Annotated in this window: 24 protein-coding genes and 1 riboswitch; of the genes, 16 read left to right on the top strand and 8 right to left on the bottom strand. The window is 71.3% G+C overall.

The features are described from left to right. The gene (locus ACTWNK_RS28225; protein WP_474307569.1) at positions 1 to 246 is read right to left on the bottom strand and encodes a type B 50S ribosomal protein L31; all 246 of its coding nucleotides are present in this window, start codon (positions 244 to 246) and stop codon (positions 1 to 3) included. An 89-nt stretch (positions 247 to 335) separates the two neighbouring features. On the opposite strand from ACTWNK_RS28225, the gene ACTWNK_RS28220 reads away from it, so the two are divergent. From ACTWNK_RS28220 to ACTWNK_RS28210, 3 genes are all read left to right on the top strand, one after another. Beyond that, positions 336 to 587, top strand: a complete 252-nt coding sequence (locus ACTWNK_RS28220) for a hypothetical protein (protein WP_474307568.1) — start codon at positions 336 to 338, stop codon at positions 585 to 587. A 124-nt stretch (positions 588 to 711) separates the two neighbouring features. Beyond that, the gene (locus tag ACTWNK_RS28215; protein WP_474307567.1) at positions 712 to 2427 is read left to right on the top strand and encodes a S8 family serine peptidase; all 1716 of its coding nucleotides are present in this window, start codon (positions 712 to 714) and stop codon (positions 2425 to 2427) included. 88 nt (positions 2428 to 2515) lie between these two features. Beyond that, the gene (locus ACTWNK_RS28210) at positions 2516 to 3145 is read left to right on the top strand and encodes an alpha-ketoglutarate-dependent dioxygenase AlkB (protein WP_474307566.1); all 630 of its coding nucleotides are present in this window, start codon (positions 2516 to 2518) and stop codon (positions 3143 to 3145) included. 122 nt (positions 3146 to 3267) lie between these two features. Here ACTWNK_RS28210 and ACTWNK_RS28205 read toward each other — a convergent pair whose 3' ends face one another. Continuing rightward, positions 3268 to 6687, bottom strand: a complete 3420-nt coding sequence (locus ACTWNK_RS28205) for an indolepyruvate ferredoxin oxidoreductase family protein (protein ID WP_474307565.1) — start codon at positions 6685 to 6687, stop codon at positions 3268 to 3270. 97 nt (positions 6688 to 6784) lie between these two features. On the opposite strand from ACTWNK_RS28205, the gene ACTWNK_RS28200 reads away from it, so the two are divergent. Together ACTWNK_RS28200 and ACTWNK_RS28195 are read left to right on the top strand one after the other, a co-directional pair. Further along, positions 6785 to 7237 (top strand): Lrp/AsnC family transcriptional regulator, encoded by a 453-nt coding sequence (locus ACTWNK_RS28200; RefSeq protein ID WP_474307564.1) that lies wholly within the window; start codon positions 6785 to 6787, stop codon positions 7235 to 7237. Then, positions 7234 to 7839: an HD domain-containing protein gene (locus tag ACTWNK_RS28195; RefSeq protein WP_474307563.1), complete on the top strand. Its 606-nt coding sequence runs from the start codon at positions 7234 to 7236 to the stop codon at positions 7837 to 7839. Before ACTWNK_RS28200 ends, ACTWNK_RS28195 begins: the two co-directional genes overlap by 4 nt. Before the next feature lie 61 nt (positions 7840 to 7900). Here the strand turns inward: ACTWNK_RS28195 and ACTWNK_RS28190 are convergent, their stop codons facing one another. Together ACTWNK_RS28190 and ACTWNK_RS28185 are read right to left on the bottom strand one after the other, a co-directional pair. Beyond that, a complete protein-coding gene (locus ACTWNK_RS28190) occupies positions 7901 to 8170 on the bottom strand; it encodes a DUF4031 domain-containing protein (protein ID WP_474307562.1) in 270 nt (89 codons plus the stop codon). Positions 8171 to 8330: 160 nt separating this feature from the next. Further along, the gene (locus ACTWNK_RS28185) at positions 8331 to 8975 is read right to left on the bottom strand and encodes a GntR family transcriptional regulator (RefSeq protein ID WP_474307561.1); all 645 of its coding nucleotides are present in this window, start codon (positions 8973 to 8975) and stop codon (positions 8331 to 8333) included. Positions 8976 to 9266: 291 nt separating this feature from the next. On the opposite strand from ACTWNK_RS28185, the gene ACTWNK_RS28180 reads away from it, so the two are divergent. The 3 genes from ACTWNK_RS28180 (at position 9267) to ACTWNK_RS28170 (ending at position 11579) form a co-directional block, all read left to right on the top strand. After that, the gene (locus ACTWNK_RS28180) at positions 9267 to 9749 is read left to right on the top strand and encodes a DUF6069 family protein (RefSeq protein WP_474307560.1); all 483 of its coding nucleotides are present in this window, start codon (positions 9267 to 9269) and stop codon (positions 9747 to 9749) included. 91 nt (positions 9750 to 9840) lie between these two features. After that, positions 9841 to 10185, top strand: a complete 345-nt coding sequence (locus tag ACTWNK_RS28175) for an STAS domain-containing protein (RefSeq protein WP_474307559.1) — start codon at positions 9841 to 9843, stop codon at positions 10183 to 10185. 152 nt (positions 10186 to 10337) lie between these two features. After that, complete coding sequence (locus ACTWNK_RS28170) at positions 10338 to 11579, top strand: hypothetical protein (RefSeq protein WP_474307558.1); 1242 nt, start codon at positions 10338 to 10340, stop codon at positions 11577 to 11579. Between the two features lie 191 nt (positions 11580 to 11770). Here ACTWNK_RS28170 and ACTWNK_RS28165 read toward each other — a convergent pair whose 3' ends face one another. From ACTWNK_RS28165 to ACTWNK_RS28155, 3 genes are all read right to left on the bottom strand, one after another. Beyond that, positions 11771 to 11998 (bottom strand): DUF2277 domain-containing protein, encoded by a 228-nt coding sequence (locus ACTWNK_RS28165; RefSeq protein ID WP_474307557.1) that lies wholly within the window; start codon positions 11996 to 11998, stop codon positions 11771 to 11773. Positions 11999 to 12043: 45 nt separating this feature from the next. After that, positions 12044 to 12727, bottom strand: coding sequence for a thiaminase II (gene tenA, locus ACTWNK_RS28160; protein ID WP_474307556.1), 684 nt, complete (start codon positions 12725 to 12727; stop codon positions 12044 to 12046). Then, positions 12715 to 12813, bottom strand: a riboswitch (TPP riboswitch). (Overlaps the previous gene by 13 nt.) A gap of 26 nt (positions 12814 to 12839) precedes the next feature. Then, on the bottom strand, positions 12840 to 13541 hold the full coding sequence (locus tag ACTWNK_RS28155; protein WP_474307555.1) for a VOC family protein: 702 nt from the start codon (positions 13539 to 13541) through the stop codon (positions 12840 to 12842). 36 nt (positions 13542 to 13577) lie between these two features. Between ACTWNK_RS28155 and ACTWNK_RS28150 the strand changes: the two genes are divergently transcribed. Next, entirely contained in the window at positions 13578 to 14285 is a 708-nt protein-coding gene (locus tag ACTWNK_RS28150; RefSeq protein WP_474307554.1) for a DUF2786 domain-containing protein, read from the top strand. Between the two features lie 107 nt (positions 14286 to 14392). On the opposite strand, the gene pgm is transcribed toward ACTWNK_RS28150, so the two are convergent. After that, positions 14393 to 16003 carry a phosphoglucomutase (alpha-D-glucose-1,6-bisphosphate-dependent) gene (pgm, locus tag ACTWNK_RS28145; protein ID WP_474307553.1) on the bottom strand — a complete coding sequence of 537 codons (1611 nt, stop codon included), beginning with the start codon at positions 16001 to 16003 and terminating at the stop codon, positions 14393 to 14395. A 67-nt stretch (positions 16004 to 16070) separates the two neighbouring features. On the opposite strand from pgm, the gene ACTWNK_RS28140 reads away from it, so the two are divergent. The 7 genes from ACTWNK_RS28140 to ACTWNK_RS28110 are packed head-to-tail and all read left to right on the top strand — an operon-like array spanning position 16071 to position 22543. Continuing rightward, complete coding sequence (locus tag ACTWNK_RS28140) at positions 16071 to 17087, top strand: ABC transporter substrate-binding protein (RefSeq protein ID WP_474307552.1); 1017 nt, start codon at positions 16071 to 16073, stop codon at positions 17085 to 17087. Beyond that, positions 17084 to 17920, top strand: coding sequence for an ABC transporter permease (locus ACTWNK_RS28135; protein ID WP_474307551.1), 837 nt, complete (start codon positions 17084 to 17086; stop codon positions 17918 to 17920). Before ACTWNK_RS28140 ends, ACTWNK_RS28135 begins: the two co-directional genes overlap by 4 nt. After that, complete coding sequence (locus ACTWNK_RS28130; protein WP_474307550.1) at positions 17917 to 18603, top strand: ABC transporter ATP-binding protein; 687 nt, start codon at positions 17917 to 17919, stop codon at positions 18601 to 18603. Before ACTWNK_RS28135 ends, ACTWNK_RS28130 begins: the two co-directional genes overlap by 4 nt. Beyond that, positions 18600 to 19580 (top strand): ABC transporter substrate-binding protein, encoded by a 981-nt coding sequence (locus tag ACTWNK_RS28125; protein WP_474307549.1) that lies wholly within the window; start codon positions 18600 to 18602, stop codon positions 19578 to 19580. Before ACTWNK_RS28130 ends, ACTWNK_RS28125 begins: the two co-directional genes overlap by 4 nt. Continuing rightward, positions 19580 to 20497, top strand: a complete 918-nt coding sequence (locus ACTWNK_RS28120; RefSeq protein ID WP_474307548.1) for an LLM class flavin-dependent oxidoreductase — start codon at positions 19580 to 19582, stop codon at positions 20495 to 20497. Before ACTWNK_RS28125 ends, ACTWNK_RS28120 begins: the two co-directional genes overlap by 1 nt. After that, a complete protein-coding gene (locus ACTWNK_RS28115; RefSeq protein WP_474307547.1) occupies positions 20487 to 21650 on the top strand; it encodes an LLM class flavin-dependent oxidoreductase in 1164 nt (387 codons plus the stop codon). Before ACTWNK_RS28120 ends, ACTWNK_RS28115 begins: the two co-directional genes overlap by 11 nt. Further along, the gene (locus ACTWNK_RS28110) at positions 21647 to 22543 is read left to right on the top strand and encodes an ABC transporter substrate-binding protein (RefSeq protein WP_474307546.1); all 897 of its coding nucleotides are present in this window, start codon (positions 21647 to 21649) and stop codon (positions 22541 to 22543) included. Before ACTWNK_RS28115 ends, ACTWNK_RS28110 begins: the two co-directional genes overlap by 4 nt. Positions 22544 to 22579: the final 36 nt, after the last annotated feature.

Raw genomic sequence — 22579 nt, 5'->3', positions numbered from 1 at the left:
TCAGCCTCGGCCGTAGCGCTGGTTGAAGCGCTCGACGCGGCCCGCCGTGTCCAGCACGCGGCTCCTGCCGGTGTAGAACGGGTGGCTGGCCGAGGACACGTCCACGTCGACGACGGGGTAGCTGCGGCCGTCGCTCCACTCGACGGTCCTGGCGCTGCTCACGGTCGAGCGGGTGAGGAAGGCGTAGTCCGCGCTCGCGTCGCGGAAGACGACCGGGCGGTAGGCGGGGTGGAGGTTCTTCTGCATGGCGGCTGGTCCTTTCGCTTGGCGGTTATGAAAACCGTTGTCGTCGTAAGCAACGGGAGGGGCTGTCGTATTCCGGGTACACCACACGTGTGTCGCGCTATCTCGTCGGTCCCGGCGGGCTCCGGGTCGAACCCGTGCTCCTGACCGGCTCGCACCTGGTCCTGGCCCGCCTTTCGCATGCCGACGCCGCCGAGGGGGAGACCTGGTACCTCATCACGCGCAGGGGCGAGGCCGTGGGGCCCGGCTACTTCCGCGACATCGAGGACGTGGCCGAGATCGTCGACCTGGCATCGCTGCACGGCCCTGACGAGCAGGCGGGCACCGGGACGGACATCGCCTGACCCCTGACTGCGTCCTGCACTCGATGTCGGCATAAATCGTTGGCACATATCGGCAAATGTCTGGACTATTCACGACGCCGTGGCCACATTGATGATCAAACCCTTTCATCACACGGAGGTGTGTGTGAGACGCGCGATCATCTTCAGCGCCGCGGCGGCACTCGTCTTAGCCGGACTCGGGCCGCCGGCGCTGGCCGAGCGGGCGGAGCAGACCGAGTACATCGTCCTGTACAAGGAGGGCGTGAGCCCGGCCGAGGCGCAGCAGGCGCTGCGGGCCGCGGGCGCCACCCTCGTCAAGGAGAACACCGCGGTGGGCGTCGCCACCGTGACGACGACCAACCCGGCCTTCACCGCCCAGGCGACGGCGGGCGGTGTCATCGAGGGCGTCGCGCACAACCGCTCCATCGGCAGCGTGCCCGCCGAAGGCGCCAAGGTGAGCGCGGCCGTACGCAAGGCGATCGAGTCCAGGGCCGTCGAGCAGGCCGGTGACGGCGCCCCGGCGGCCAGCACTTTCGGCAGGCCGAGGCCGCAGGCCGAGCCGCTGTCGGAGCTGCAGTGGGACCTGAAGCAGATCAACGCCACCGTCGACGGCTCCTACAAGCACAACCAGGGCGACCCCGGTGTGCTCGTCGGCGTGCTCGACACCGGCGTCGACGGCTCCCACCCCGACATCGCGCCGAACTTCAACCGCGCCAAGAGCCGTAACTTCACCGTCGACATCCCCGTCGACGCCGACGGCGGCGAGGTCGACGGGCCGTGCGCGGCCGAGCCCGACCAGTCGTGCAACGACGCCAACGACGTCGACGAGAACGGCCACGGCACCCACGTCGCCTCCTCGATCGCCTCGCCGATCAACAAGCTCGGCATCGCGGGCGTGGCGCCCAAGGTCACCCTGGTGAACCTGCGCGTGGGCCAGGACTCCGGCTACTTCTTCCTGCAGGCGAGCGTCGACGCGCTCACCTACGCGGGCGACATCGGCGTCGACGTGGCCAACATGAGCTACTACATCGACCCGTGGCTGTTCAACTGCACGAACAACCCGGCCGACTCACCCGCCGACCGCGCCGAGCAGGCCACCATCATCAAGGCCACCCAGCGCGCACTCGACTACGCCCACCGCAAGGGCGTCACGCTGGTCGCCGCCGCGGGCAACGGCGCGACCGACTACACCAAGGAGCTCACCGACGCCTCCAGCCCCGACTTCGCCAGCGTGCCGGGCGAGGTGCCCTACAGCCGGACGATCTCGCCGAACTGCGTCTCGCTGCCCAGCGAGGGCAAGCACGTGATCGCGGTCTCCTCGACCGGTATCAGCAAGCGCAAGTCGTACTTCTCCGACTACGGCAACGGCTACATCGCCGTCGCCTCGCCCGGCGGAGACGTCTACGACACGCCGGGCAACACCCGTGACGTGACACGGGCGACGCTGGCCGCCTACCCGCAGTCGCTCGCGGTCGCACGCGGCGAGCTCAACCCCGACGGCACGCCGAACACCACCAGCGTGGTGCGCGACTGCAAGGGCACCGTCTGCGCGTACTACCGCTACAGCCAGGGCACCTCGATGGCCTCGCCCCGCGCCGTCGGCGTGGCCGCGCTGATCGTCAGCCGTCTCGGGCACCGCGACTGGCACCGCGGCGGCAAGACGCTCGACCCGGACGTGGTCGAGGACGTGCTGAAGTCCACCGCCACCGACACGGCGTGCCCGAACCCGAGGGCCTACACCTACACGCGTGTCCTGCCCGACGGCTCGACCGTCACCGCCACCCACACCTGCGAGGGGTCGAGGGGCCGCAACGGCTTCTACGGCGCCGGCATCGTGGACGCGTTGCGGGCCGGACGCTGATCCGCAGGCCGCCCGGCCGGACGCGTCCGCGACGGCCGGGCGGCCGATCATCGAAAATGTGTTCCCATCGTGGCGTACACTCGTCGGTATGAGAGCTGCACTTCAAGGCTCGCTGCTCGACCTGGGCGACGAGGCCGCGCCCGGCCCGCTCGGCGAGCGCGTACGCCGCACCGAGCTGGCGCACGGCGCCTGGGTCGACGTGCGGCCCGGCTGGATCTCCGGCGCCGACGCCCTGTTCGAGCGGCTGCTCGACGCCGTGCCGTGGCAGGCCGAGCGGCGGCGGATGTATGACCGCGTGGTCGACGTGCCGAGGCTGCTGTGCTTCTACGGCGACGGCGCGAAACTGCCCGAGCCCGCCCTTGAGCAGGGCCGCGCCGCCCTCGACCGGCACTACGCCGCCGAGCTCGGCGAGCCGTTCACCACCGCGGGCCTGTGCCTGTATCGTGACGGCCGCGACAGTGTGGCCTGGCACGGCGACACCATCGGCAGAGGCGCCACCGACGACACCATGGTGGCCATCGTCTCGCTCGGCTCCCCGCGCTCGCTGCTGCTGCGCCCGCGCGGCGGCGGCGCCGTGGTCAGGCACGACGTCGGCCACGGCGACCTGATCGTGATGGGCGGCAGCTGCCAGCGCACCTGGGAGCACGCCATCCCCAAGACGGCCAAGGCCGTGGGACCGAGGATCAGCATCCAGTTCCGGCCCAGGGGCGTGCGCTGAGGCCCGCACGCGCCGCAGCCTGGAGCCGCAGCCTCCCGTCGCGGTTGACAGGAGGCTACGGACGCCTGATCGCGATGGCGATCGGCGTGGCGGGCATGGCGCTGGTCCGGGCCGGGGACTGATCAGCGGCCGGTCGCGCCGAGCGCCGCCAGCAGTTCGGCCGCGCGCTCGCGGTAGCGGGTGACGCCGCGCAGCTTCACGTGCTCGTAGCCGCGGATCACGTCCGGCAGTCCGGCCAGCTCCAGCACCTGCTCCTCGGTGCCCGGCCCGAGCGCCGTGAGCGCCGCCCGCACGTCACGGGTGTACTCGCCGACCAGGTCGCGCTCGGCCTTGCGCACCTCGCCGATGCCGAAGACGTCCAGCTTCGTGCCGCGTACCCGGCGCATGCCGTACAGGAGCTTGAAGGCCGGGTCGAACCACGGGCCGAGCTTGATCTTGCGGTTCATGCCGAGCGCACGCAGGACCGGCGGGTGCAGGTTGTAGGCGATGCGGGCGCCCGGCCCGAACTCCGCCTCGACGCGGGCCCGCTCGGCCGGGTCCAGGTGCAGCCTGGCCACCTCGTACTCGTCCTTGTAGGCCATCAGCCGATGCAGCTGCGTGGCATAGGCCAGGGCGATCGCCCCGGGCGCCCGCTCGTGCACCGCACGTACGGCATCGGCGTAGCGCACCGCGTAGCGAGGGCTCTGGTAGGCGGCCAGGTCGGGCACCCGTACGGCCAGCAGCTTGTGCAGGGCCTCGTCGCCATCCGCGAACGCGATCAGCGCCCGCACCTTGGCCGTGGGCGCCGCGGCCTTCGGCGCAGTGCCCGAGGCGGCGGCGACGGCCTCGGGCGCGGCCACGACGGCACGGCCCCAGTGGAAGGCGGCCAGGCCGCGCTTGCCCAGCGCCTGCTCCATCGAGGCCAGCCCGATCGGGATGAGCCCGCGCTGCCAGGCGGCGCCGACCACGATCGTGTTGGTGGCCATGTGGTCGCCGAACAGATCGAGGGCCAGCCGCTCGGCGTCCACATAGACGTTCAGCTCGCTGCGGGTACGCGCCTCAAGGGCGGCGACCTGCGAGCCGATCTCCGTGGAGTGACGCGAGGGGTCGACCACCATCGCGCCGGTCGGCACCAGGCTGGTCGACACGACCGCGACCGTGCGCTCGCGTCCGGCGGTGGCCAGGTGCTTGGGGTCGGTCGCGCCGATCAGGTCGAGGGCGAGGTAGGCGTCGACACTGCCCGCACTGGCCTGGCCGGAGCGGTCGGAGCCCTCGCCGTCGTAGATGAGGATGTCGGAGACGACCGTGCCGCCCTTCTGCGCCAGGCCGGTCTGGTCCAGGCCGCGCGTCTGGCGGCCGTCGAGCATGGCGGCCTTGCCGATGATCTGCGCCACCGAGACCACGCCGGTGCCGCCGATGCCGACCAGCCTGATCGTCGTCTCGCCGGTGCGCATGTCGGGCAGCGGCAGGCGGGGCGGCTTGGGCGCGTTCCTGGCCTTCGGCTTGGCGCCCTTGCCCTCCTTGGCGGGCAGCACGGTCAGGAACGAGGGGCAGTCGCCTTCGAGGCAGGAGTAGTCCTTGTTGCACGAGGACTGGTGGATCTCGGTCTTACGGCCGAACTCGGTCTCGACCGGCAGCACCGACAGGCATTCAGACTTCTGCCCGCAGTCGCCGCAGCCCTCGCACACGCGCTGGTTGATCGCCACGCGCATGGCCGGGTCCGGCAGGTCGCCCTTCTTGCGCAGGCGGCGCTTCTCGGCGGCGCACTGCTGGTCGTGCACGAGCACCGTCACGCCCGGCACCGCGGCCAGGTCGCGTTGCGCCTGCTCCAGCGCGGTCCTCGGCCGTACCTCGGCGATCGGCGCCAGGCGCATCCGCTTGTAGCGCTCGGGCTCGTCGGTGGTGACGATCACCCGGCGCACCCCTTCGGTCTGCAGCCAGCGGGTGAGCTCGGCGACACTGAGCGCGGGCGTGATCGTCTGCCCGCCCGTCATCGCGACCGCGCTGTTGTAGAGGATCTTGTAGGTGATGTTGACACCCGCACCCACCGCCGCGCGTACGGCCAGCGAGCCGGAGTGGTGGAAGGTGCCGTCGCCCAGGTTCTGGAAGATGTGCTGAGTGTCGGTGAAGGGCGCCTGGCCGATCCACTGCGCGCCCTCGCCGCCCATCTGGGTGAGCCCGGCCAGGTCGCCCTTGTTCTCCGGGTTCAGCACGACCATGGTGTGACAGCCGATGCCCGCGCCCACGACCGAGCCTTCGGGCACCGCGGTCGAGCGGTTGTGCGGACAGCCGGAACAGAAGAACGGCGTGCGGGAGGGGCCGAGCAGCTTGAGCGGCGCCGGGCGGTTGATCACCTTGAGCGCCGGGGCGACCCGCTCGCGCACGGTCTCCGGCAGCCTGGGCGCGAGCACCTTGGCCAGCAGATCGGCGTCCACGCCTCCGGCCTGGGGGATCAGCGCGGCGCCGCGCCCGTCACGCTTGCCGACGACCGCCGGGGCGTCGGGCGTGCCGTACAGGGCGTCCTTGACCAGGCCTTCGAGCAGGGGGTACTTCTCCTCCACGACGAGGATCTCGCGCAGGCCCCTGGCGAACGTCCGGACGATGTCGGCGTCCAGCGGCCACAGCATGCCGATCTTGAGCAGTCTGACGCCCGCCTCCTGCGGGGTGACGCCGAGCTTGCGGAAGGCCTCGCACAGGTCCTGGTAGGCGGTGCCCGCCGCCACGATGCCGAAGGTGGCGCCGCCGGGGTCGGAGGTGATCGTGTTGAGGCCGTTGTCGCGGGCGTAGGCCCTGGCCAGCTCGGTGCGCGGGCCGACCAGCGTGCGCTCCATCTCCAGCGACCACGGCGTGAGCAGCGTGGCGTCGGGCCGGTGAACGTACGGCTTGCCCTGGTACTCCACCACGGGCATGACCGGCTGGATCCGGCCCGGACCGGCCTGGACGGTGCCGGAGGCGTCCACGACGTTGGACACCGCCTTGATCGCCACCCACAGGCCGCTCGCGCGGGAGGCGGCGATGGCATGCCTGCCCAGGTCGAGCAGCTCCTGCACGGTGCCGGGGAACACGATCGGCATGCCGAGCGCGGCCAGCGCGCTCTCGGTGGCCGAGGGAAGCGTGGAGGACTTGCAGGTCGGGTCGTCGCCGCACAGGGCGATCAGACCGCCGTCGGGGTGGGCGCCGACGAAGTTGCCGTGCCTGAAGGCGTCGGCCGCCCGGTCGACGCCGGGAGCCTTGCCGTACCAGACGCCGAGCACGCCGCGCTTGCGCGGGCCGGGCAGCGAGGGGACCATCTGGCTGCCCCAGACGGCGGTGGCGCCGAGCTCCTCGTTCTGGCCGGGGCGGTGCACGATGCCGAGCGGCTCGGCGAGCGCCTTCCTGGCGGCCAGCTCCTGGTCGAAACCGCCGAGCGGGGAGCCCGGGTAGCCGGACACCATGGCCCCGGTGTCCAGGCCCGCGGCCTGGTCGGCGCGCATCTGGTCGAGGATCAGCCTGACCAGGGCCTGCGTGCCGGTCATGAACACGGTGCTCTCCTCGAGCACATAGCTGTCGGCGAGGATCGTCATGACAGGCTCCCTTCGATTGCCGCAAGGTTATGTCAGGGGGTCCAGAATCCGATGTCAACATTCACCGGGATTTCCTTGCTTGTTAGCATCAACAGCTATGGACGCCACTGACCGCGCAATTTTGCGCCTGCTCCAGGTCGAGGGCCGGCTCAGCAACCTTGACCTGGCCGAACGGGTGCGGCTCACCCCTTCCCCGTGTCTGCGCCGTGTACGCAATCTGGAGGAGAGCGGGGTGATCAGCGGCTACCGCGCCGTCATCGATCCGGCCGCCGTCGGCAGGGGATTCCAGGTGCTGGCCTATGTCGAACTGGAGGCGCAGGACGCCGAGACCGTCGAGGCGTTCGAGGCCGCGGTCGTCGAGGTCGAGGACGTGGTGGAGTGCCTGCGGATGTTCGGCAGGCCGGACTACGTGCTGCGGGTGGCGGTGGCCGACATGGAGGCGTACGGGCAGCTGTGCCTGGAGAAGCTGGGCCGCCTGCCGGGTCTCGACAAACTCACCTCCCAGATAGCTATGAAAGCCCTCAAACCGGGTGGGGAGCTCCCGCTGTGATCGACCATTGGAGCGTTCTTCCCGACTCGCCCGCCTCCCGGGCGCTCGGCGCCGAACTCGTCGCCCGCTGGGCCGAGCCGCACCGCCGCTACCACACGCTCACCCACCTGCGTGCCGTCCTGGCCGCCCTCGACCTGCTCGCCGGAACCGCCGCCGATCCGCAGGCCGTACGGCTGGCCGCGTGGTTCCACGACGCCGTCTACGACGGGCAGCCCGGCCGCGACGAGGAGCGCAGCGCCCAGCTCGCCCAGGCCCGCCTGCCCGCCTGCGGTCTGCCCGCCTCCCGGGTGCGCGAGGTGGCCAGGCTGGTACGGCTGACCGCTTCGCACGCGCCCGAGCCCGGTGACGTCGACGGGGCCGTGTTGTGTGACGCCGATCTTGCGGTGCTGGGCGGGGATGCGGGGGAGTACGCGGCTTATGCGCATGCGGTGCGGCTGGAGTACGCGCACGTGCCCGAGGAGCTGTTCCGGGCGGGGCGTGCGAGTGTGCTGCGGGGGTTGCTGGGCGGGGCATCGCTGTTCCGGACCGAGCTCGGGCGGGCGCTGTGGGAGGAGGCGGCCAGGGCGAACCTGGAGCGGGAGATCGCGCAGCTTGAGGGGTAGGCCGGGGGATGGGGTTGATCTGGGGTGCGAGACCGAATGCCCTCGGTGTCGTGCGGGTGGCTCAGGGCTGACGGCGTTTGCGTCGGCGTAGGCCTGAGGCGATCAGTCTGGCCAGCAGTTCGCGTGAGCCCACCGGCTCCGCGCCGAGTGCGACCGCCTGGGCGTGCACGGTCTCGGGCACGTCGTAGTGGTCGCGGTCGAACGCACGCGGCGGCACGCCGAGCCTGGCGGCGAACTCGTGCAGCTCGGCCAGGGACAGGTCGCTGACCAGGTGCGACCACAGCAGCCCGCGCGGGCCCGGCCAGTTCGGGGGATCGATCAGCACACTCACGGCGCCAGCCTAGAACCTCCGCCTTTGTCACCCGCTGCCACCCGCGCGCCCACGCGTGCGGTGGTCGCGGTTGCGTCACTCTCGCGCCTTGTGCGACCCGCGCTCTGCGTGACCCGCGCTTTCGACCGTCCCGCGCTTTCGACCGACCCCGCGTCTCCGGTCAGTCGTCGCGGCGCCAGGAGCGGACCCAGTTGCTGCGGGCGGCCTCGGCGGCGGCTTCGGAGTCGCCCTTGCGCAGGGCGTCCAGCAGGATGCCGTGCTCCTCGCGCGCCTCCTCGTGGATGCGCGCATAGCCCCACACATGTCGCTCGATGCGGCGCAGCTGCTCGTCGATGGAGTCGAGCATCTCGATCAGCACCGGGTTGCCCGCCCGCCGGTAGTAGACCCGGTGGAACTCCTCGTCGATCGCACTGAGCCGATCGGGAGCCGTGGTCTGGGCCAGCGAGTCCAGCAGTCCCTCCATGAGCAGCAGGTCGGCCTCGGTCATGTGCGGCGCGGCGCGGCCTGCGGCCAGGGCGTCGAGGGTGGAGCCGACCTCGAACAGATGCGGCGCCCGGTCGAGGGGCAGTCTGGCCACCCTGGTCATACGGCTGGCGCTGGCCTCGACCAGACCCTCCTGGCCGAGCCTGATCAGCGCCTCGCGCACGGGCGTGCGGCTGACGCCGAGGAACTGGGCGATCTCGATGTCGCGCACGATCTCGTCGGGCTGCAGGACTCCGTTGAGAATCCAGGCCCGCACCTCGTCATAGGCGAACTGCTGCGCGCTGGAGTAGCGCCTGAGCGACTTCACTTGCGGCAGTGGCATGATCCCTCCCGGCCTGCAATATATCGGGATCCTGATCTCTTGGCGAGCGCTTTCGCAAGAAGCTACCTGCGAATAGGGCCCGTGCCGAAACGTCAGCTCAAATATATTGCATACTGGTCGCGAACCGACCGTATCCCGGCAGGACTTCGTACCGAAAGCCGAAAATCACCTTCCCGACATCTGCCGGTCATTCGCCGGTTTTGCCATTCGCGAACCCGGTCGTGGTGTTGCCGGGCATTGGACCAGGCGAAGAACGGCGATAACCGCATCAGGCCACAAAGGGGGAGATCCTTGACCGGACCGTCCTATGGATATCCGCCGCCGCCCCCGCAGCCCACACGCCCGCAGGTGAACGCGGGCAGGCTGTGGGCGGGCGGTGTGGCCACCGCGCTGGTCGCGGCCCTCGTGGTCGTCGTCGGCGTGCTCGTCGTGCGCGGGGTCTTCGAGATCCCGCTGCTGGCCGTCGACGACGACGGCATGTCGAGTCGGCTGCCGACCACCCAGTACGCCCTGCTGGCCGCGGGATCGGCGTTGCTGGCCACGGCGCTGATGCATCTGCTCATGCTGCTGACGCCCAGGCCGATGAGTTTCTTCGGCTGGATCGGCGGACTGGCCACCGCGGTCGCCGTACTGCTCCCGCTGACCAGCGGCGGGTGGATGCCGTCCGCGCTGGCCACGGCGGGCATCAATCTGGTGGTCGGCGTGGCCGTCATCTCGCTGCTCGGCTCGGTCGCCGCGGTCTCGGTGCGGCGTGACCCTTACCAAGGGGCGTAAGGGTTTACCCGAATGTGGAGTAAGCGTTGAGTATTTCCAGCAAATGTCCTGATTTCATGCTCAGGTGGCCGAATACACGAACAATGCAGCAGTGGACGTCTGGCGGTATGAAGACCGGGTTGTCGCCCATGTCAGAGGAGATATCGACATCGCCTCCGAACCTGTGCTGCGCCTGGCCTTCATCCCGCTGCTGACGCCCGGCACGCGGCACATGGTGGTGGACATGGAGCAGGTGGGCTTCCTCGGCTCCGAGGGCGTACGGCTCCTGCTCGACCTCAGGAGCCGGGCGTGGGATCGGGGAGCCAGGGTGACGCTGTCCGGCTTGCGGGGGTTGAGGGCGAAGGTGTTCAGCGTGACGGGAGCCGACAAGGCTTTTGACATCTATCCGACCCTGGCCGACGCCTGGCGTTCCATCGACGCCGGAGCGGCCGTCTGAGCTGCGGCAGCGCCCGCCAGGAGGGGCGTACGACGCCTCCCGTGACGCTGGAGCCCCACGCGTGAACGCGTGTTTCGTGCACAACAAGGGCAACAGTCTGGAATGATCGCGTGGAGGTACTGTCGGATATCGAGACTGACGGACAGTGACGGATGCCCCCCATCGATAACATCACGACTTTCGCGGCCGAACGCCCGGTTTTTTCGGTGATCATCTGCGTCGTCGGCCTCGCCCTGCTGGGCGTCGCCGTGTTCTTCCTGCGGTCGGGGCTCAAGGTGGGCGCTCGGCTGTGGCAGACCTATGTCACCCCGCGCCCCATCGAGGACGTCCTCACCATCGTGGCCGCCTCCATCGCCACCGGTGTGTCCGCCCAAGGCATGTGGCGCTTCTCGGGCGACGTGCTCGGGCTCGACGGCCCGCTGCGCCTGCTGCTGTTCGCCTTCATCGAGGTCGCGATCATCACCTCGGCGGTGCGGGCCAGGCGCAACATGCGCGAGAACTACTCGGCCGGCATCGACGGCATCGCGGTATGGGCGCTGACCTGCCTGACCGCCGTGCTGTCCAGTATGGACGCCCGTAGCCTGGCCGAGGCCATCTTCCGCCTCGCCGCCCCGCTGGTCGCCGCCTGGCTCTGGGAGCGCGGCATGGCCATCGAACGGCACCGCATCACCGGTCGCCACCGCATCAACTGGCGGCTCACGCCCGAGCGTGTCCTCGTCCGCGTCGGCCTGGCGGAGGTCAGTGACCGCACCGCCAGCGAGGTCGACGCGCACCGGCGCCTGACCAGGGTGGCGCTCGCCGCCAAGCGTGCGCGCGCCCTGCGCGACGGCGGCGCCTCCGACCGCAAGATGCGGGCCGCGCTGCTCAAGCTGGACCAGGCCATGGACCAGGCGGTCGAGCACGCCGGACTGGCGGTCGACCAGGCACGCCAGGAGGCGCTGCTGGCCCAGATCGGCGCGCTGTACAACACGAGCAACCTCATCGACCTCACCCCGCCGGTGCCGTGGGCGCCCGAGGAGTCGAGGCGTCCCGCCCTGTCGCGGTCGGTCGCCTTCGACGAGGGCGAGGAGGAGGAGTTCGAGGTCGTCGAGTCCTTCGCGCCGGTCGTCGACACCGCACAGCGTGCGGCGCTGATGCGCAAGGCCAGGGAGTACTGGGATCACCAGATCGATGTGAAGTTCGTGCCGAGGGCGGCCGACATCGCACGTGAGGCGGGCATCTCGCTCATCACCGCCCGCGAGTACCGCGCCCTGTGGAAGCTGGAGCCACGCGCCCACGCCCTGATCGAGGCCGCGTACAACGAACACGGCATCGTCGACACCGGCACCTTCCCCGCCATCGTCACCTCCGACCCCATCCTCACCGTCAACGGCTCCTCCGCCGACCACCGCTGAGGTCTTCTCGGGCCCTCGGGAGGGCGTCCAGCCGGGCTGCCGCGAGGCCGCGCAGCCCGGCGGCCCGAGGCCCGGGGCCGCAGAGGCGAGGCACACGCGCCTCGGAGAAGGCACCCCGTGGTCAACAGGCGTCGCAAGCCCATGGCCAGGGCCATAGCCCGAAGCCCCGCCCTCGAAAGGCCGCCTCGCCGTCAGGCGGACTGCTGGCGTGGGGCGGGGCGGACCTCCAGCGTGTCGAGGAGTTCCTGGGTGGCGGCGGCGACGGCGGCGACGGCGCGGTCGAAGGATTCGGCGTTGCGCGCCGAGGGGGCGCGGAAGCCGGAGATCTTGCGGACGTACTGCAGCGCGGCGGCGTGCACGTCGTCGTGCGTCACCTCAGGGGTGTAGGGCTCGCGCAGCGTCTTGATGCTTCGGCACATGCCTCGGACCCTACCCGCCGCCCCCGACATTCCACCGTGAGCGCCTCAGCCGCCGAGGTACGGCTCGGTCGGCCAGCCCTCACGCCGCCAGGCGCTGTCCCAGAACAGCCACTCGTACTCGGTGGCCTGCACGAACGCCTCCGCCATCGCCGCACGCACCCCGTCGTCGGCCGAGTCGGCCAGCCGATCGGCGATCTCCTTGGCCCGCTCGACCGACTTGGCGAAGTCGGGGTCGGCGTAGGTGTCGATCCAGGCGCGGTACGGATGCCCTTCGGCGCCTCCGGTGCGCTCCAGCAGCGCCGTACCGACGTCCTGGTAGACCCAGAAGCACGGCAGCAGCGCCGCCACCAGCACGGGGTACGGCGCGGCGAGCGCGGTGGCCTGCAGGTAGGAGGAGTAGCCGAGGCAGGTGGGCGAGGTGCGGATGCCGTCGAGGTCGGCGGCGCCGAGCCCGTAGGCCTCGATGTACCCCTCGTGCAGGGTGCGCTCGGCGGCGATGGCCCCGTGGGCGCTCGACGCCCAGAACGCCGCCTCCTCCGGCTCGCCCGCCCGCACGGCGGCGGTGGCCAGCGCCCTGGCGAACGCCTCCAGGTAGCGCGCGTCCTGGACGATGTAGAAGGCGAAGCGCTCCCGGTCGAGGGTGCCTTCGCCGAGCGCGGTGTTGAACGGGTGCTGGTGGATGGCTCGCAGCAGTGGGGCCGTGCGGTCCCAGACGTCGTCGCAGAACATGACGTCCCTTCGCTAGTCCGAACTAGATCAGGTTCGACGGGTGTGATCTCAGCTCCGGCCGTTCCGGAGCACCCCGCGTCGCGAGCCACCGTAGCAGGCGTGCCCGCGGGGCTCAGCCGGGCCCCGCGACCGTCCACACGCTGAACGCCGCCCCCTGCGGATCGCGCAGCGCGGCCAGCGGCCCGACCGGCGTGCGCAGGGGGCCGTGTGCGACGGTGGCGCCGAGCGAGCGGGCGACGGCGGTGCTCGTCTCGGTGTCGGCGACCGAGAAGTACACGATCCAGCGCGGTTCGACCTGCGACGACGGCGGCGCGATGAGCCCGCCGACCGTCTCGCCGCCCGCCGTGAACGCGGTGAAGGGCGATCCGCCGAGGTCGAGTGTCGTCGTGCCGAGCCCGAGCACGAGCCGGTAGTACGCCGCCGCACGCTCCCGTTCCCCGGTCATGAGCTCGCTCCACACGTAGGCGCCGTGCTCGTGCGTCAGCCAGGCGCCCGGCCGCCGCAGCCCCAGCACCACGCCCGCCGGGTCGGCCACGAGGGACGCGAGCGGGACCCCGCCCGGCCGTACGGCCAGCGCGGCGGTGGCGGCGGGGTCGTCCGAGGCGAAGAAGGTGATCCAGCGCGGCGGCCCGGACGAGCCGACGATCGCGGCCACCGGCTCGCCGTCGAGTGCGGCCGTCACGCGGGCGTCGTGCTCGGCGGTGAACGTCCAGCCGAAGAGCTCGCCGTAGAACGGGAGGGCGGAGTGCGGGTCTGAGGTGTGCAGCTCGATCCAGCACGGTGCGCCCGGCGGGCGTGAGGTGCGGCGCGGCATCGCGGATCCCCTTTCTTTTATCCTAACCTGGGCCCGATGGCGATCGACAGCCGCACACTCGACCGGGTACGCAAGCTCCTGGCCAAGGCCGAGGGCACCGACAACGAGCACGAGCGCGCCGCGTTCATGGGCGCGGCCACGGCGCTGATGAGCAAGCACGGCATCGAGCAGGCGATGCTGCGCGGACGCGGCAGGGGCGGCCCGGCCAACAGGGTGGTGGCCGTCGGCGACCCTTGGGCCAGGGAGAAGGCCAGGCTGATCTACCTGGTGGCCCAGGCTTCGCGGTGCCGGCCGCTGCTGATCGGCAAGGGCGCGGAGGGGCAGCGCGTGCACGTGTTCGGGTTCGCCTCCGACCTGGAGCGTGCCGAGGTGCTGGCCACGTCGCTGCTGCTGCAGATGGCCACCGGCCTGGCGAAGGCGGGCGTGCCCGAAGGCGAGAGCCCGAGGGCCTATCGGCGTTCGTGGCTGCTGGGCTTCTCCGACGAGGTGCACCGCCTGCTGAGCGAGGCCGAGGCGCATGCCGAGCAGGAGGCCGAGGCGGGCGCGCCTGGCGCCGAACTGGTGCTGGCCGACCGGCACGCCGAGGTGGAACGCGCGGTCGCCGAGCACTACCCGCGCATCCGCACCAGCGTCCCGAGGACGAGCGGCACCGGCTACGGCGAGGGCGTCAGAGCGGGCCGCCGGGCCGACCTCGGCCGCCCCGGCGTCCCCACCCCACCCGCCTCCCCCCTCACCCGAGGCTGAGCCTTCCGAAAGCACTCACCCGAGGCTGAGCCTTCCGGGAAAGCACTCACCCGAGGCTGAGCCTTCCGGGAAAGCACTCACCCGAGGCTGAGCCTTCCGGAAAGCGCTCAGCTCTCCAGGGCCGCCGACACCACCGCCCTGGCCTCCTGCTGGACCTCGGCCAGGTGCTCCGGCCCCTTGAACGACTCGGCGTAGATCTTGTACACGTCCTCGGTCCCCGAAGGCCGCGCCGCGAACCAGGCGTCCGCCGTGGCGACCTTGACACCGCCCAGCGCCGCCCCGTTGCCCGGCGCCTCGGTCAGGATCGACGTGATGGGCGCCCCCGCCAGTGTGGACGCCGTGACCTGCGAGGCCGACAGCCTGGCCAGGACGGCCTTCTGCTCGCGGGTGGCGGGCGCGTCGACCCGGGCGTACGCGGGCTCGCCGTACCTGGCGGTCAGGTCCGTGTAGTGCTCGCTGGGGGTGCGGCCGGTGACGGCGATGATCTCGGCGGCGAGCAGCGCGAGGATGAGGCCGTCCTTGTCGGTGGACCAGGGCGAGCCGTCGCGGCGCAGGAAGGAGGCCCCGGCGCTCTCCTCGCCGCCGAAGGCCAGCGACCCGTCGAGCAGCCCGGAGACGAACCACTTGAACCCGACCGGCACCTCGACCAGCCGCCGCCCGAGCCCTTCGGCGACCTTGTCGATCATGCTGCTGCTGACCAGCGTCTTGCCGATCCCGGCCCCCTGCGGCCAGCCGGGCCGATGGGCGTACAGGTAGGAGATGGCGACGGCCAGGTAGTGGTTGGGATTGAGCAGCCCGCCGTCGGGTGTGACGATGCCGTGCCTGTCGGCGTCGGCGTCGTTGCCGGTCGAGACGTCGTAGCGGTCGCGCCGCTCGATGAGCGAGGCCATGGCGTACGGCGACGAGCAGTCCATGCGGATCTTGCCGTCCCAGTCGAGCGTCATGAACCGCCAGGTGGGGTCGACCAGCGGGTTGACCACGGTGAGGTCGAGGCGGTGCCGTTCGGCGATCTCCCCCCAGTAGGCGACGCTGGCGCCGCCGAGCGGGTCGGCGCCGATGCGTACCCCGGCCGCCCTGATCGCGTCGATGTCGAGCACCGAGGGCAGGTCGTCGACATAGGAGCCGAGGAAGTCGTACGGCTCGCCGAGCGAGGCCCGGTAGGCCACCCGGCGCACGCCCTTGAGCCCGTCGGCGATGAGTTCGTTGGCCCGGTCCTGGATCCAGGAGGTGGCGTCGGTGTCGGCGGGCCCGCCGTTGGGCGGGTTGTACTTGAATCCGCCGTCACGCGGCGGGTTGTGCGAGGGCGTGACGACGACGCCGTCGGAGCCGGGGTGGGTGAGGATGGCGTGCGAGACCGACGGCGTCGGTGTGTACCCGTCGCGCGAGTCGACCAGCACCCTGACGCCGTTGGCCGCGAAGACCTCCAGTGCGGAGACGCGGGCGGGCTCGGACAGGGCGTGGGTGTCGGCGCCGAGGAACAGCGGCCCGGTGATGCCCTGGGCCGTGCGGTATTCGACGATCGCCTGGCTGGTGGCGACGATGTGGTCCTCGTTGAACGCGGTGTCGAACGCCGATCCCCGGTGGCCCGAGGTGCCGAAGGCGACGCGCTGTGACACCTCGGCCGGGTCGGGGTGCAACGCGTAGTAGGCCGTCACGAGACGGGCCACGTCCACGAGGTCGGTCGGCTGTGCGGGCTGGCCCGCGCGCTCATGGGTCATACCACCCAGTATCTCGCGGCCGGTTCCGCGCTTGACTTTGACTAAACCTACCTGAAATATAGGAAATATGACCCTCCGTCTCAGGCGCCTGGCGGTCGCCACCGCCGCGCTCACCCTCTGCGCCCTGTCCGCCGCGTGCTCGACCACCCCCGCAGCCGGAGAGCCCGCCAACACCACCGGTGCCGTGCTCAAGCTCAAGGACCCGGGAAACGCAGGACCCATCGCCTACGCCAAGAAGAGCGGCCTGCTGCAGCAGCGCCTGGCCGCCGTCGGGGCGAAGGTCGAGTGGGGCGGCACCTACGCCTCCTTCACCGCCACCATCGACGCCGTGCGCTCCGGCTCGGTCAACGTCCTCGACGGCGCCATCTCGCCGGTTCTCGGGTACCTGGCCAACAGCAAGGACATCAAGATCTTCACCTTCACCGACCGGGTGACCGACCCGGCGGCCCCCGAGACCGACGGCCTGATCGTGCCCAAGGACAGCCCGATCAAGGACATCAGGGAACTGGTCGGCAAGCAGATCGCCGTCAACAAGGGCGGCAGGGGCGAATACCTCCTGCTGCTCGCCCTCGAACAGGCCGGCATTCCCGTCGACCAGGTCAAGCGCGTCTACCTCAACCCCGACCAGGCCGCATCCGCGTTCGCCACCGGCCAGGTCGACGCCTGGTGGGCCATCGTCAGAGCCTTCCCCGAGGCCGTGGCCAAGGGCGCGAAGGTCATCGTCAAGAGCCGCGACCTGCCAGACCAGGACCTCAACATGTCGGCCGCGCGCACCGAACTGCTCACCGAGCACCCCGAGGCGGTCCGGGTCTACTTCGAGGTGCTGCGCGAGCTCACCGCCGAGGCCAAGAAGGACCCGGCCAAGTTCCAGAACGTCTTCCTCGCCCAGGGCCCCACCGCCGTGTCCGGCCCGCGCCTCGAGCTTGAGCTGGCCAAGGCCCGCTACGCGGGCGTGCCGCGCTACTCCGCCAAGGCCGACGAGTCCTACGTCAAGGACGTGCTCGGCGTCTTCCAGAAGCATGCCGTCCTGCCGGCGAACGTGAGCCCGACCGATGTGATCTTCGAGCTGGAAAAGGCGTCATGACGCTCGCGGAGATCTCCAAGGCCCCGCCGGTCCTGCGGCCTCCGCGCTATCTCGGCACGGCGAGGCGCGGGCCCGCGGCCTCCTTCGCCGTGCGCCTGTCGGTCCCTCTCCTGCTGCTGGCCGCCTGGTGGTACGGCACCGGGACGGGGATCGTCGCCTCCGATGTGCTGGCCTCGCCGCCCGCCGTGCTCGGCGCGCTGGCGGAGCTGGCCTCGACCGGGCAGCTCGCCGAGTATCTGGCCGCCTCGGCGGGCAGGGCCGGGCTCGGCGTGCTGCTCGGTGGAGGGGTGGCGCTGCTGCTCGGCGTCGTGTCCGGGCTGTCGGCGCTGGGCGAGGAGCTCGTCGATCCGACCATGCAGATGAAGCGCGCCGTGCCGTTCCTGGCGCTGGTGCCGCTGTTCATCTCGTGGTTCGGGGTCGGCGAGACGTTCAAGGTCGTGCTGATCGCCGTCTCGGCCGCCGGGCCGATGTACGCCTACACCTATCTCGGGGTGCGCGGCGTCGACCGCAAGGTCGTGGAGGCCGCGCGCGGGTTCGGGCTGCGGGGCGCGGCGCTCGCGTTCGGCGTCATCATCCCGAGCGCGCTGCCCAACATCCTGATGGCGTTGCGCATCTGCCTGTCGGTGTCGCTGACCGGCCTCATCGCGGCCGAGCAGATCGGCGCGACCGAGGGCATCGGCTACCTGGTCACCCTGGCCCAGCAGTACTACCGCAGCGACTACATGGTGCTGTGTGTGGTGATCTACGCGGTGCTCGGCCTGGCCATCGACCTGGCGATCAGAGGCGTCGAGCGGCTGGCCATGCCCTGGCGTGCCCAGGTGGCCGCCCGATGAGCGCGGTCACGCTCGCGGGGGTCGGCAAGGCGTTCGGCGACAAGTCCGTCCTGGACGGCCTCGACCTGGAGCTCGAACCGGGGGAGTTCTTCGCCCTGCTCGGCCCGAGCGGCACCGGCAAGACGACGCTGCTGCGCATCCTGGCCGGGCTCGAACGCCCCGACACCGGCACCGTGCTCGCCCCCGAACGGCGGACCACCGTCTACCAGGAGCCCCGGCTCGTGCAGGCGCGCAGGGTGCTGCCCAACGTCACCATCGGCCTGCCGCGCACCGCACGCGAGGCCGCCGAACGCGCCCTGGCCGAGGTCGGCCTCGAAGGGTACGGCAGGGCTTGGCCCGCCACGCTGAGCGGCGGCGAGGCACAACGGGTCGCGCTGGCCAGAGCCCTGGTACGCGAGCCCGAACTGCTGCTGCTCGACGAGCCGTTCGCCGCGCTCGACGCCCTGACCAGGCTGCAGATGCAGGAGCTGGTCGCCGAGCTCTGCGCACGCCACCGGCCCGCCGTCGTCCTGGTCACCCACGACGTCGACGAGGCCGTACGGCTGGCCGACCGGGTCGTGGTGCTGCGCGAGGGCAGGCTCGCCGTCGACGAGCGCATCGACCTGCCGCATCCCCGCGACACCGGGGACCCGGCCTTCATCGCCTACAGACGGCTTTTCCTTTCACATCTGGGAGTGTCATGACATCGCTTTGGTACACCCGTTGCCCCGTGCCCACGGCCAGCGGCCTGGCGCACAACCTGGGCTGGCTGGCCGAGGAACTCGGCGAGATCGGCGTGCTGCAGGACGCGCCTCCGGAGCTGGCCGAGCGCCACTACGACCACGAGCTGCTCGGCCTGTTCCGCGAGGGCGGCAACGTGCCCGCGCTGGCCGCGCGCTCCGAAGGCGCGAGGACCAGGCTGATCGGCCTGACCTGGATCGAGGAGTGGCAGTCGGTGCTCGTCCGCCCGGATTCGGGCATCCGGAGTGCGGCCGACCTGCGCGGCGCCAGGTTCGCGCTGCCCGGCTGGGCCAAGACGCGGGGGCAGAGCTTCCCCCGCGCGATGGCGCTGCACGGCGCCAAGGGCGCACTCGCCCAGGGCGGCCTCACCCTCGACGACGTGCGCTTCGTCGACGTGCGCGCCGATGCGGGCAAGGGCGCGTGGCCGGGCGTCACCGAACTGGCCGCGGGCCTCGTCGACGCCGTGTACGTCAAGGGCGCCAGGGCGGCCGAGCAGGCGGCCGAGATCGGCGCGGTCGTCGCCGTCGACCTCGACGCCCATCCCGACCCGCGTACCCGCGTCAACAACGGCACCCCCAGGCCGATCACCGTGCACGAGGACCTGCTGGCCGAGCGGCCCGACCTGGTCGTCGGCTTCCTCACCCAGACGCTGCGCGCGGCTGAGTGGGCCGCGGCGAACCTGGAGGAGGTGCGGGCGATACTCGGCCGCGAGGTGCGCTCGGGCGCGGGCGGCGTGGTGACCGCCTACCGGGGCGACTTCCACACCTCGCTGCACCCGGACCTGTCGGCCGAACGCCTCGAGCTGCTCGGCCTGCAGAAGGAGTTCCTGCGCGTGCACGGCTTCCTGGCCGCCGACATCGACATCGAGGCGTGGGCGGCGCACGAGCCGCTGGCCGAGGCGCGCGAGCGGCTGGCCCGCTCGGCAGCGGCGGTGGCGTGATGGCGGAGTTCTACATCACCCTGCCCACGCGTGGGGACGGCAGGCGTGGCGCCTGGCATCCCGACGCGCACCGGCCCTTCCCCTCCTTCGTCACCGATCCCCGCCAGGTGGTGCCTTTCGACCATCTGGCCCAGATCGGCAGGGCGGCCGAGCTGGCCGCCTTCACCGGGGCGCTGGCGCCCTTCGACGCCGAAGGGGAGGAGTCGCTCGTCGTGGCGGCCGGGCTGCTGCGCCAGAGCAGGTGGTTGCGGGTCGCGGCCGGGTTCCATCCCGGCATCGCCACCCCCGTGTACGCCGCCAAGGTCGCGGCCTCGCTGCAGCGTTTCTCCGGCGACCGGCTCGACTGGCACCTGGAGGTCGACCTGGACCCGGCCGTGGCCAGGTCGCAGGGCGACTTCCTGACGGGCGCCGAGCGCTACGCACGGGCGGCGGAGTTCCTCACGATCGCCAAGGGCGTGTGGCACGAGCCCGGCTACACCTACGAAGGCCGCTACTACCAGGTGCTGGCCGGAGGCTTCCAGTCGCCGCTCGCCGGTCGCGCCTTCCCCCGTGTGCACCTGTCGGGGACCTCGCCCGAGGCGGTCGCCCTGTCGGCCGAGCATGCCGACGTGCACGTCTTCGAGCCGGGCGACGACATCGAGTCCGTCGCCGCGAGCCTGCCCGGCCGTGCCTACGGCCTGCGGGTGGACGTGCTGGCCCGTGAGGACGACGACGAGGCGCTCCGGGCGGCGGCGGCGCTCGGCGGGTTCGCCGGGCTGGTCGGCTCCTACGAGCGGGTCGCGGGCGAACTGCGCGACTACGCCGAGCGGGGGATCGGCGTGTTCCATCTGACGGCCAGGCCGTACCTGGAGGAGACCTACCGGCTGGGCGAGCATCTGCTGCCGCTGCTGGCGAAGGAGGGCGTCGGTGTCCATTGACATCTACTGGCGCATCGGCACGCACGGCGACCAGCCGTCGTTGCGCAGGCGCGTGGCCAGCAGGGGGGAGTGGGCGCCGGTCGTGCCGGGCAGCCTGGCCCCGGGTGTGCGCGACGGGCGGCGTGACGGCTACAGCTATGTCGAGCACATGGCGGACGTGGCCAGGGCGTCGCAGAGCGCCGGATTCGTGGGCGGGCTGCTGCCCTCCTTCCCCAACACCGACGACCCGTGGGCGACGGCGGCGACGCTGGCCCGCGAGACCTCGACGTACCGGTTCATGATCGCCTTCCAGCCCGGCTTCCTGCACCCGGTGCAGGCGGCCAGGATGACGGCCAGCCTGCAGCGGGCCACCGGCGGGCGCGTCGTCTACAACGTGATCTCGGGCGGCGGCGGCCCCGACCAGCTGTGGTGGGGCGACAAGGTCGACCACGACGACCGCTACGCGCGCACCTCGGAGTTCCTCGACGTGCTCAAGGGCGTGTGGCGGGGCGAGTCCTTCGACTACGAGGGCCGCTTCTACCGGGTCGAGGGCGCGGCGCTTCCCGCGGCCCTGGCCGGGCAGCCGTTCCCCGAGATCTACTTCTCCGGCTCCTCCAAGGCCGCGATCGAGGCGGCGGGCAGGCACGCCGACCACTACCTGTCGTGGCTGGAGCCGTTCGCGCCGCTGGCGGAGAAGTTCGCCCAGGTGCGCGAGCACTCCGCCCGCCTGACCCGCGAGCCGAAGTTCGCCGTCCGCATCGACGTCGTGGCCCGCGAGAGCGAGCAGGAGGCCTGGGCGGAGATCGAGAGGGGCTGGAACAACATCGACCCCTCGGTCCTGCGCGGCGCCACCGGCGACTCCATCGGCTGGCAGCGCAGCCAGTCCTTCGTCACGGGCGCCGTGACCGGCTACCGCGACCTGGAGGTGCAGCCGAACGTCTGGGGCGGCTTCCACCTGCTGCGCGGCGGGCCCGCCTTCGGCCTGGTCGGCAGCTACCGCCAGGTCGCCGAGCGGCTGGACGAGCTCATCTCGCTCGGCGTCGGCTCCTTCATCCTCGCCGGGGTGCCGCACCTGGAAGAGGCCTATCGGGTCGGGGAAGAGGTCCTTCCCCTCCTGCGCGGTCATGACTTGTCCATCGAATCCCCCTTGCTAGCGAAAGGCCGGTCCCTGTGAGCGTCCGCGTCGGTTTCTTCCCCAGTAACAACTCCCTGTGGGTGCTGCGCCACCGCGGCGTCCTCGAGCGGGCGCTGCCCGACGTCGAATGGGTCGACCTGCGTCAGCTGCCGTCGCAGGAGCGGCCGGACCCGACCAGGGACCTGCCCTCGCTGCACGGCGACCACCTGTTCGACGGCGGCTACGACTTCATCGGCACCGGCTCGACCCCGCCGGTCACCGCGCAGGGCAAGGGGCACGACATCGTGTACGTCGCGGTGTCGGGCTCACGCCACGAGAACGGCCGCCTGGTCGCGCTCGCCGGGTCCGGCATCACCTCGCCCGCCGATCTGAAGGGCAGGAAGGTCGCGCTCGGGCACGGCTCGTGGCAGACGACGCTGCTGCTGTTCGCACTGGACAAGGTGGGCCTGACCTGGTCCGACATCATCCCCGTCGACGCGGGCGGCAACGCGGCCGAGCTGCTGGTCTCGGGCGAGGTCGACGCCTGGGTCGGCTCGTACCCGGCGCTGAGCCGGGTGGAGTCGCAGACGCGCACGCTGGTGGAGACCGACGGGCTCTTCAGCCACCGCTCGCTGTGGTTCACCCGTCGTGACTTCGCCGTCGAGCACCCGGAGAAGCTGGCCGCGATCGTCGCCGCGCTGCGCGAGTCCGACGCCTGGATCAAGGAGAACCCGCGTGAGGCGGCCGAGCTGTTCGCGGCCGACGACGGCGGATCGGTCGACGACTGGGAGAACGCGCTGCGCCGCCGCCCGTTCGGCCTCGAGCCCGTCACCGACGAGTTCGTCGCCGAGCAGCAGCGCGCCGCCGACCTCTTCCACGCCGCCGGCCTCATCGACAGGAAGGTGACGGTCGCCGACGCCGTCCTGCCCGACCTGGCCAAGCTCCTCGACTGAGCCCGTCGCGAGCCCGCCGTACCCCTGCGCGACAGG

The sequence above is a fragment of the Nonomuraea sp. IBHARD001 genome (assembly GCF_056106265.1).
The sequence above is the reverse complement of the archived record's forward strand: the minus strand, read 5'-3'. Positions and strand labels throughout refer to the sequence as shown.

What these genes read in the sequence shown, in the direction of transcription:
- ACTWNK_RS28135 (WP_474307551.1), top strand. Translation starts at nt 17,084, where the DNA reads ATGACGCTCGCGGAGATCTCCAAGGCCCCGCCGGTCCTGCGGCCTCCG.
- ACTWNK_RS28120 (WP_474307548.1), top strand. Translation starts at nt 19,580, where the DNA reads ATGGCGGAGTTCTACATCACCCTGCCCACGCGTGGGGACGGCAGGCGT.
- ACTWNK_RS28210 (WP_474307566.1), top strand. Translation starts at nt 2,516, where the DNA reads ATGAGAGCTGCACTTCAAGGCTCGCTGCTCGACCTGGGCGACGAGGCC.
- ACTWNK_RS28130 (WP_474307550.1), top strand. Translation starts at nt 17,917, where the DNA reads ATGAGCGCGGTCACGCTCGCGGGGGTCGGCAAGGCGTTCGGCGACAAG.
- tenA (WP_474307556.1), bottom strand. Translation starts at nt 12,727, where the DNA reads ATGTTCTGCGACGACGTCTGGGACCGCACGGCCCCACTGCTGCGAGCC.
- ACTWNK_RS28155 (WP_474307555.1), bottom strand. Translation starts at nt 13,541, where the DNA reads ATGCCGCGCCGCACCTCACGCCCGCCGGGCGCACCGTGCTGGATCGAG.
- ACTWNK_RS28225 (WP_474307569.1), bottom strand. Translation starts at nt 246, where the DNA reads ATGCAGAAGAACCTCCACCCCGCCTACCGCCCGGTCGTCTTCCGCGAC.
- ACTWNK_RS28170 (WP_474307558.1), top strand. Translation starts at nt 10,338, where the DNA reads ATGCCCCCCATCGATAACATCACGACTTTCGCGGCCGAACGCCCGGTT.
- pgm (WP_474307553.1), bottom strand. Translation starts at nt 16,003, where the DNA reads ATGACCCATGAGCGCGCGGGCCAGCCCGCACAGCCGACCGACCTCGTG.
- ACTWNK_RS28165 (WP_474307557.1), bottom strand. Translation starts at nt 11,998, where the DNA reads ATGTGCCGAAGCATCAAGACGCTGCGCGAGCCCTACACCCCTGAGGTG.
- ACTWNK_RS28150 (WP_474307554.1), top strand. Translation starts at nt 13,578, where the DNA reads ATGGCGATCGACAGCCGCACACTCGACCGGGTACGCAAGCTCCTGGCC.
- ACTWNK_RS28125 (WP_474307549.1), top strand. Translation starts at nt 18,600, where the DNA reads ATGACATCGCTTTGGTACACCCGTTGCCCCGTGCCCACGGCCAGCGGC.
- ACTWNK_RS28185 (WP_474307561.1), bottom strand. Translation starts at nt 8,975, where the DNA reads ATGCCACTGCCGCAAGTGAAGTCGCTCAGGCGCTACTCCAGCGCGCAG.
- ACTWNK_RS28200 (WP_474307564.1), top strand. Translation starts at nt 6,785, where the DNA reads ATGGACGCCACTGACCGCGCAATTTTGCGCCTGCTCCAGGTCGAGGGC.
- ACTWNK_RS28140 (WP_474307552.1), top strand. Translation starts at nt 16,071, where the DNA reads ATGACCCTCCGTCTCAGGCGCCTGGCGGTCGCCACCGCCGCGCTCACC.
- ACTWNK_RS28205 (WP_474307565.1), bottom strand. Translation starts at nt 6,687, where the DNA reads ATGACGATCCTCGCCGACAGCTATGTGCTCGAGGAGAGCACCGTGTTC.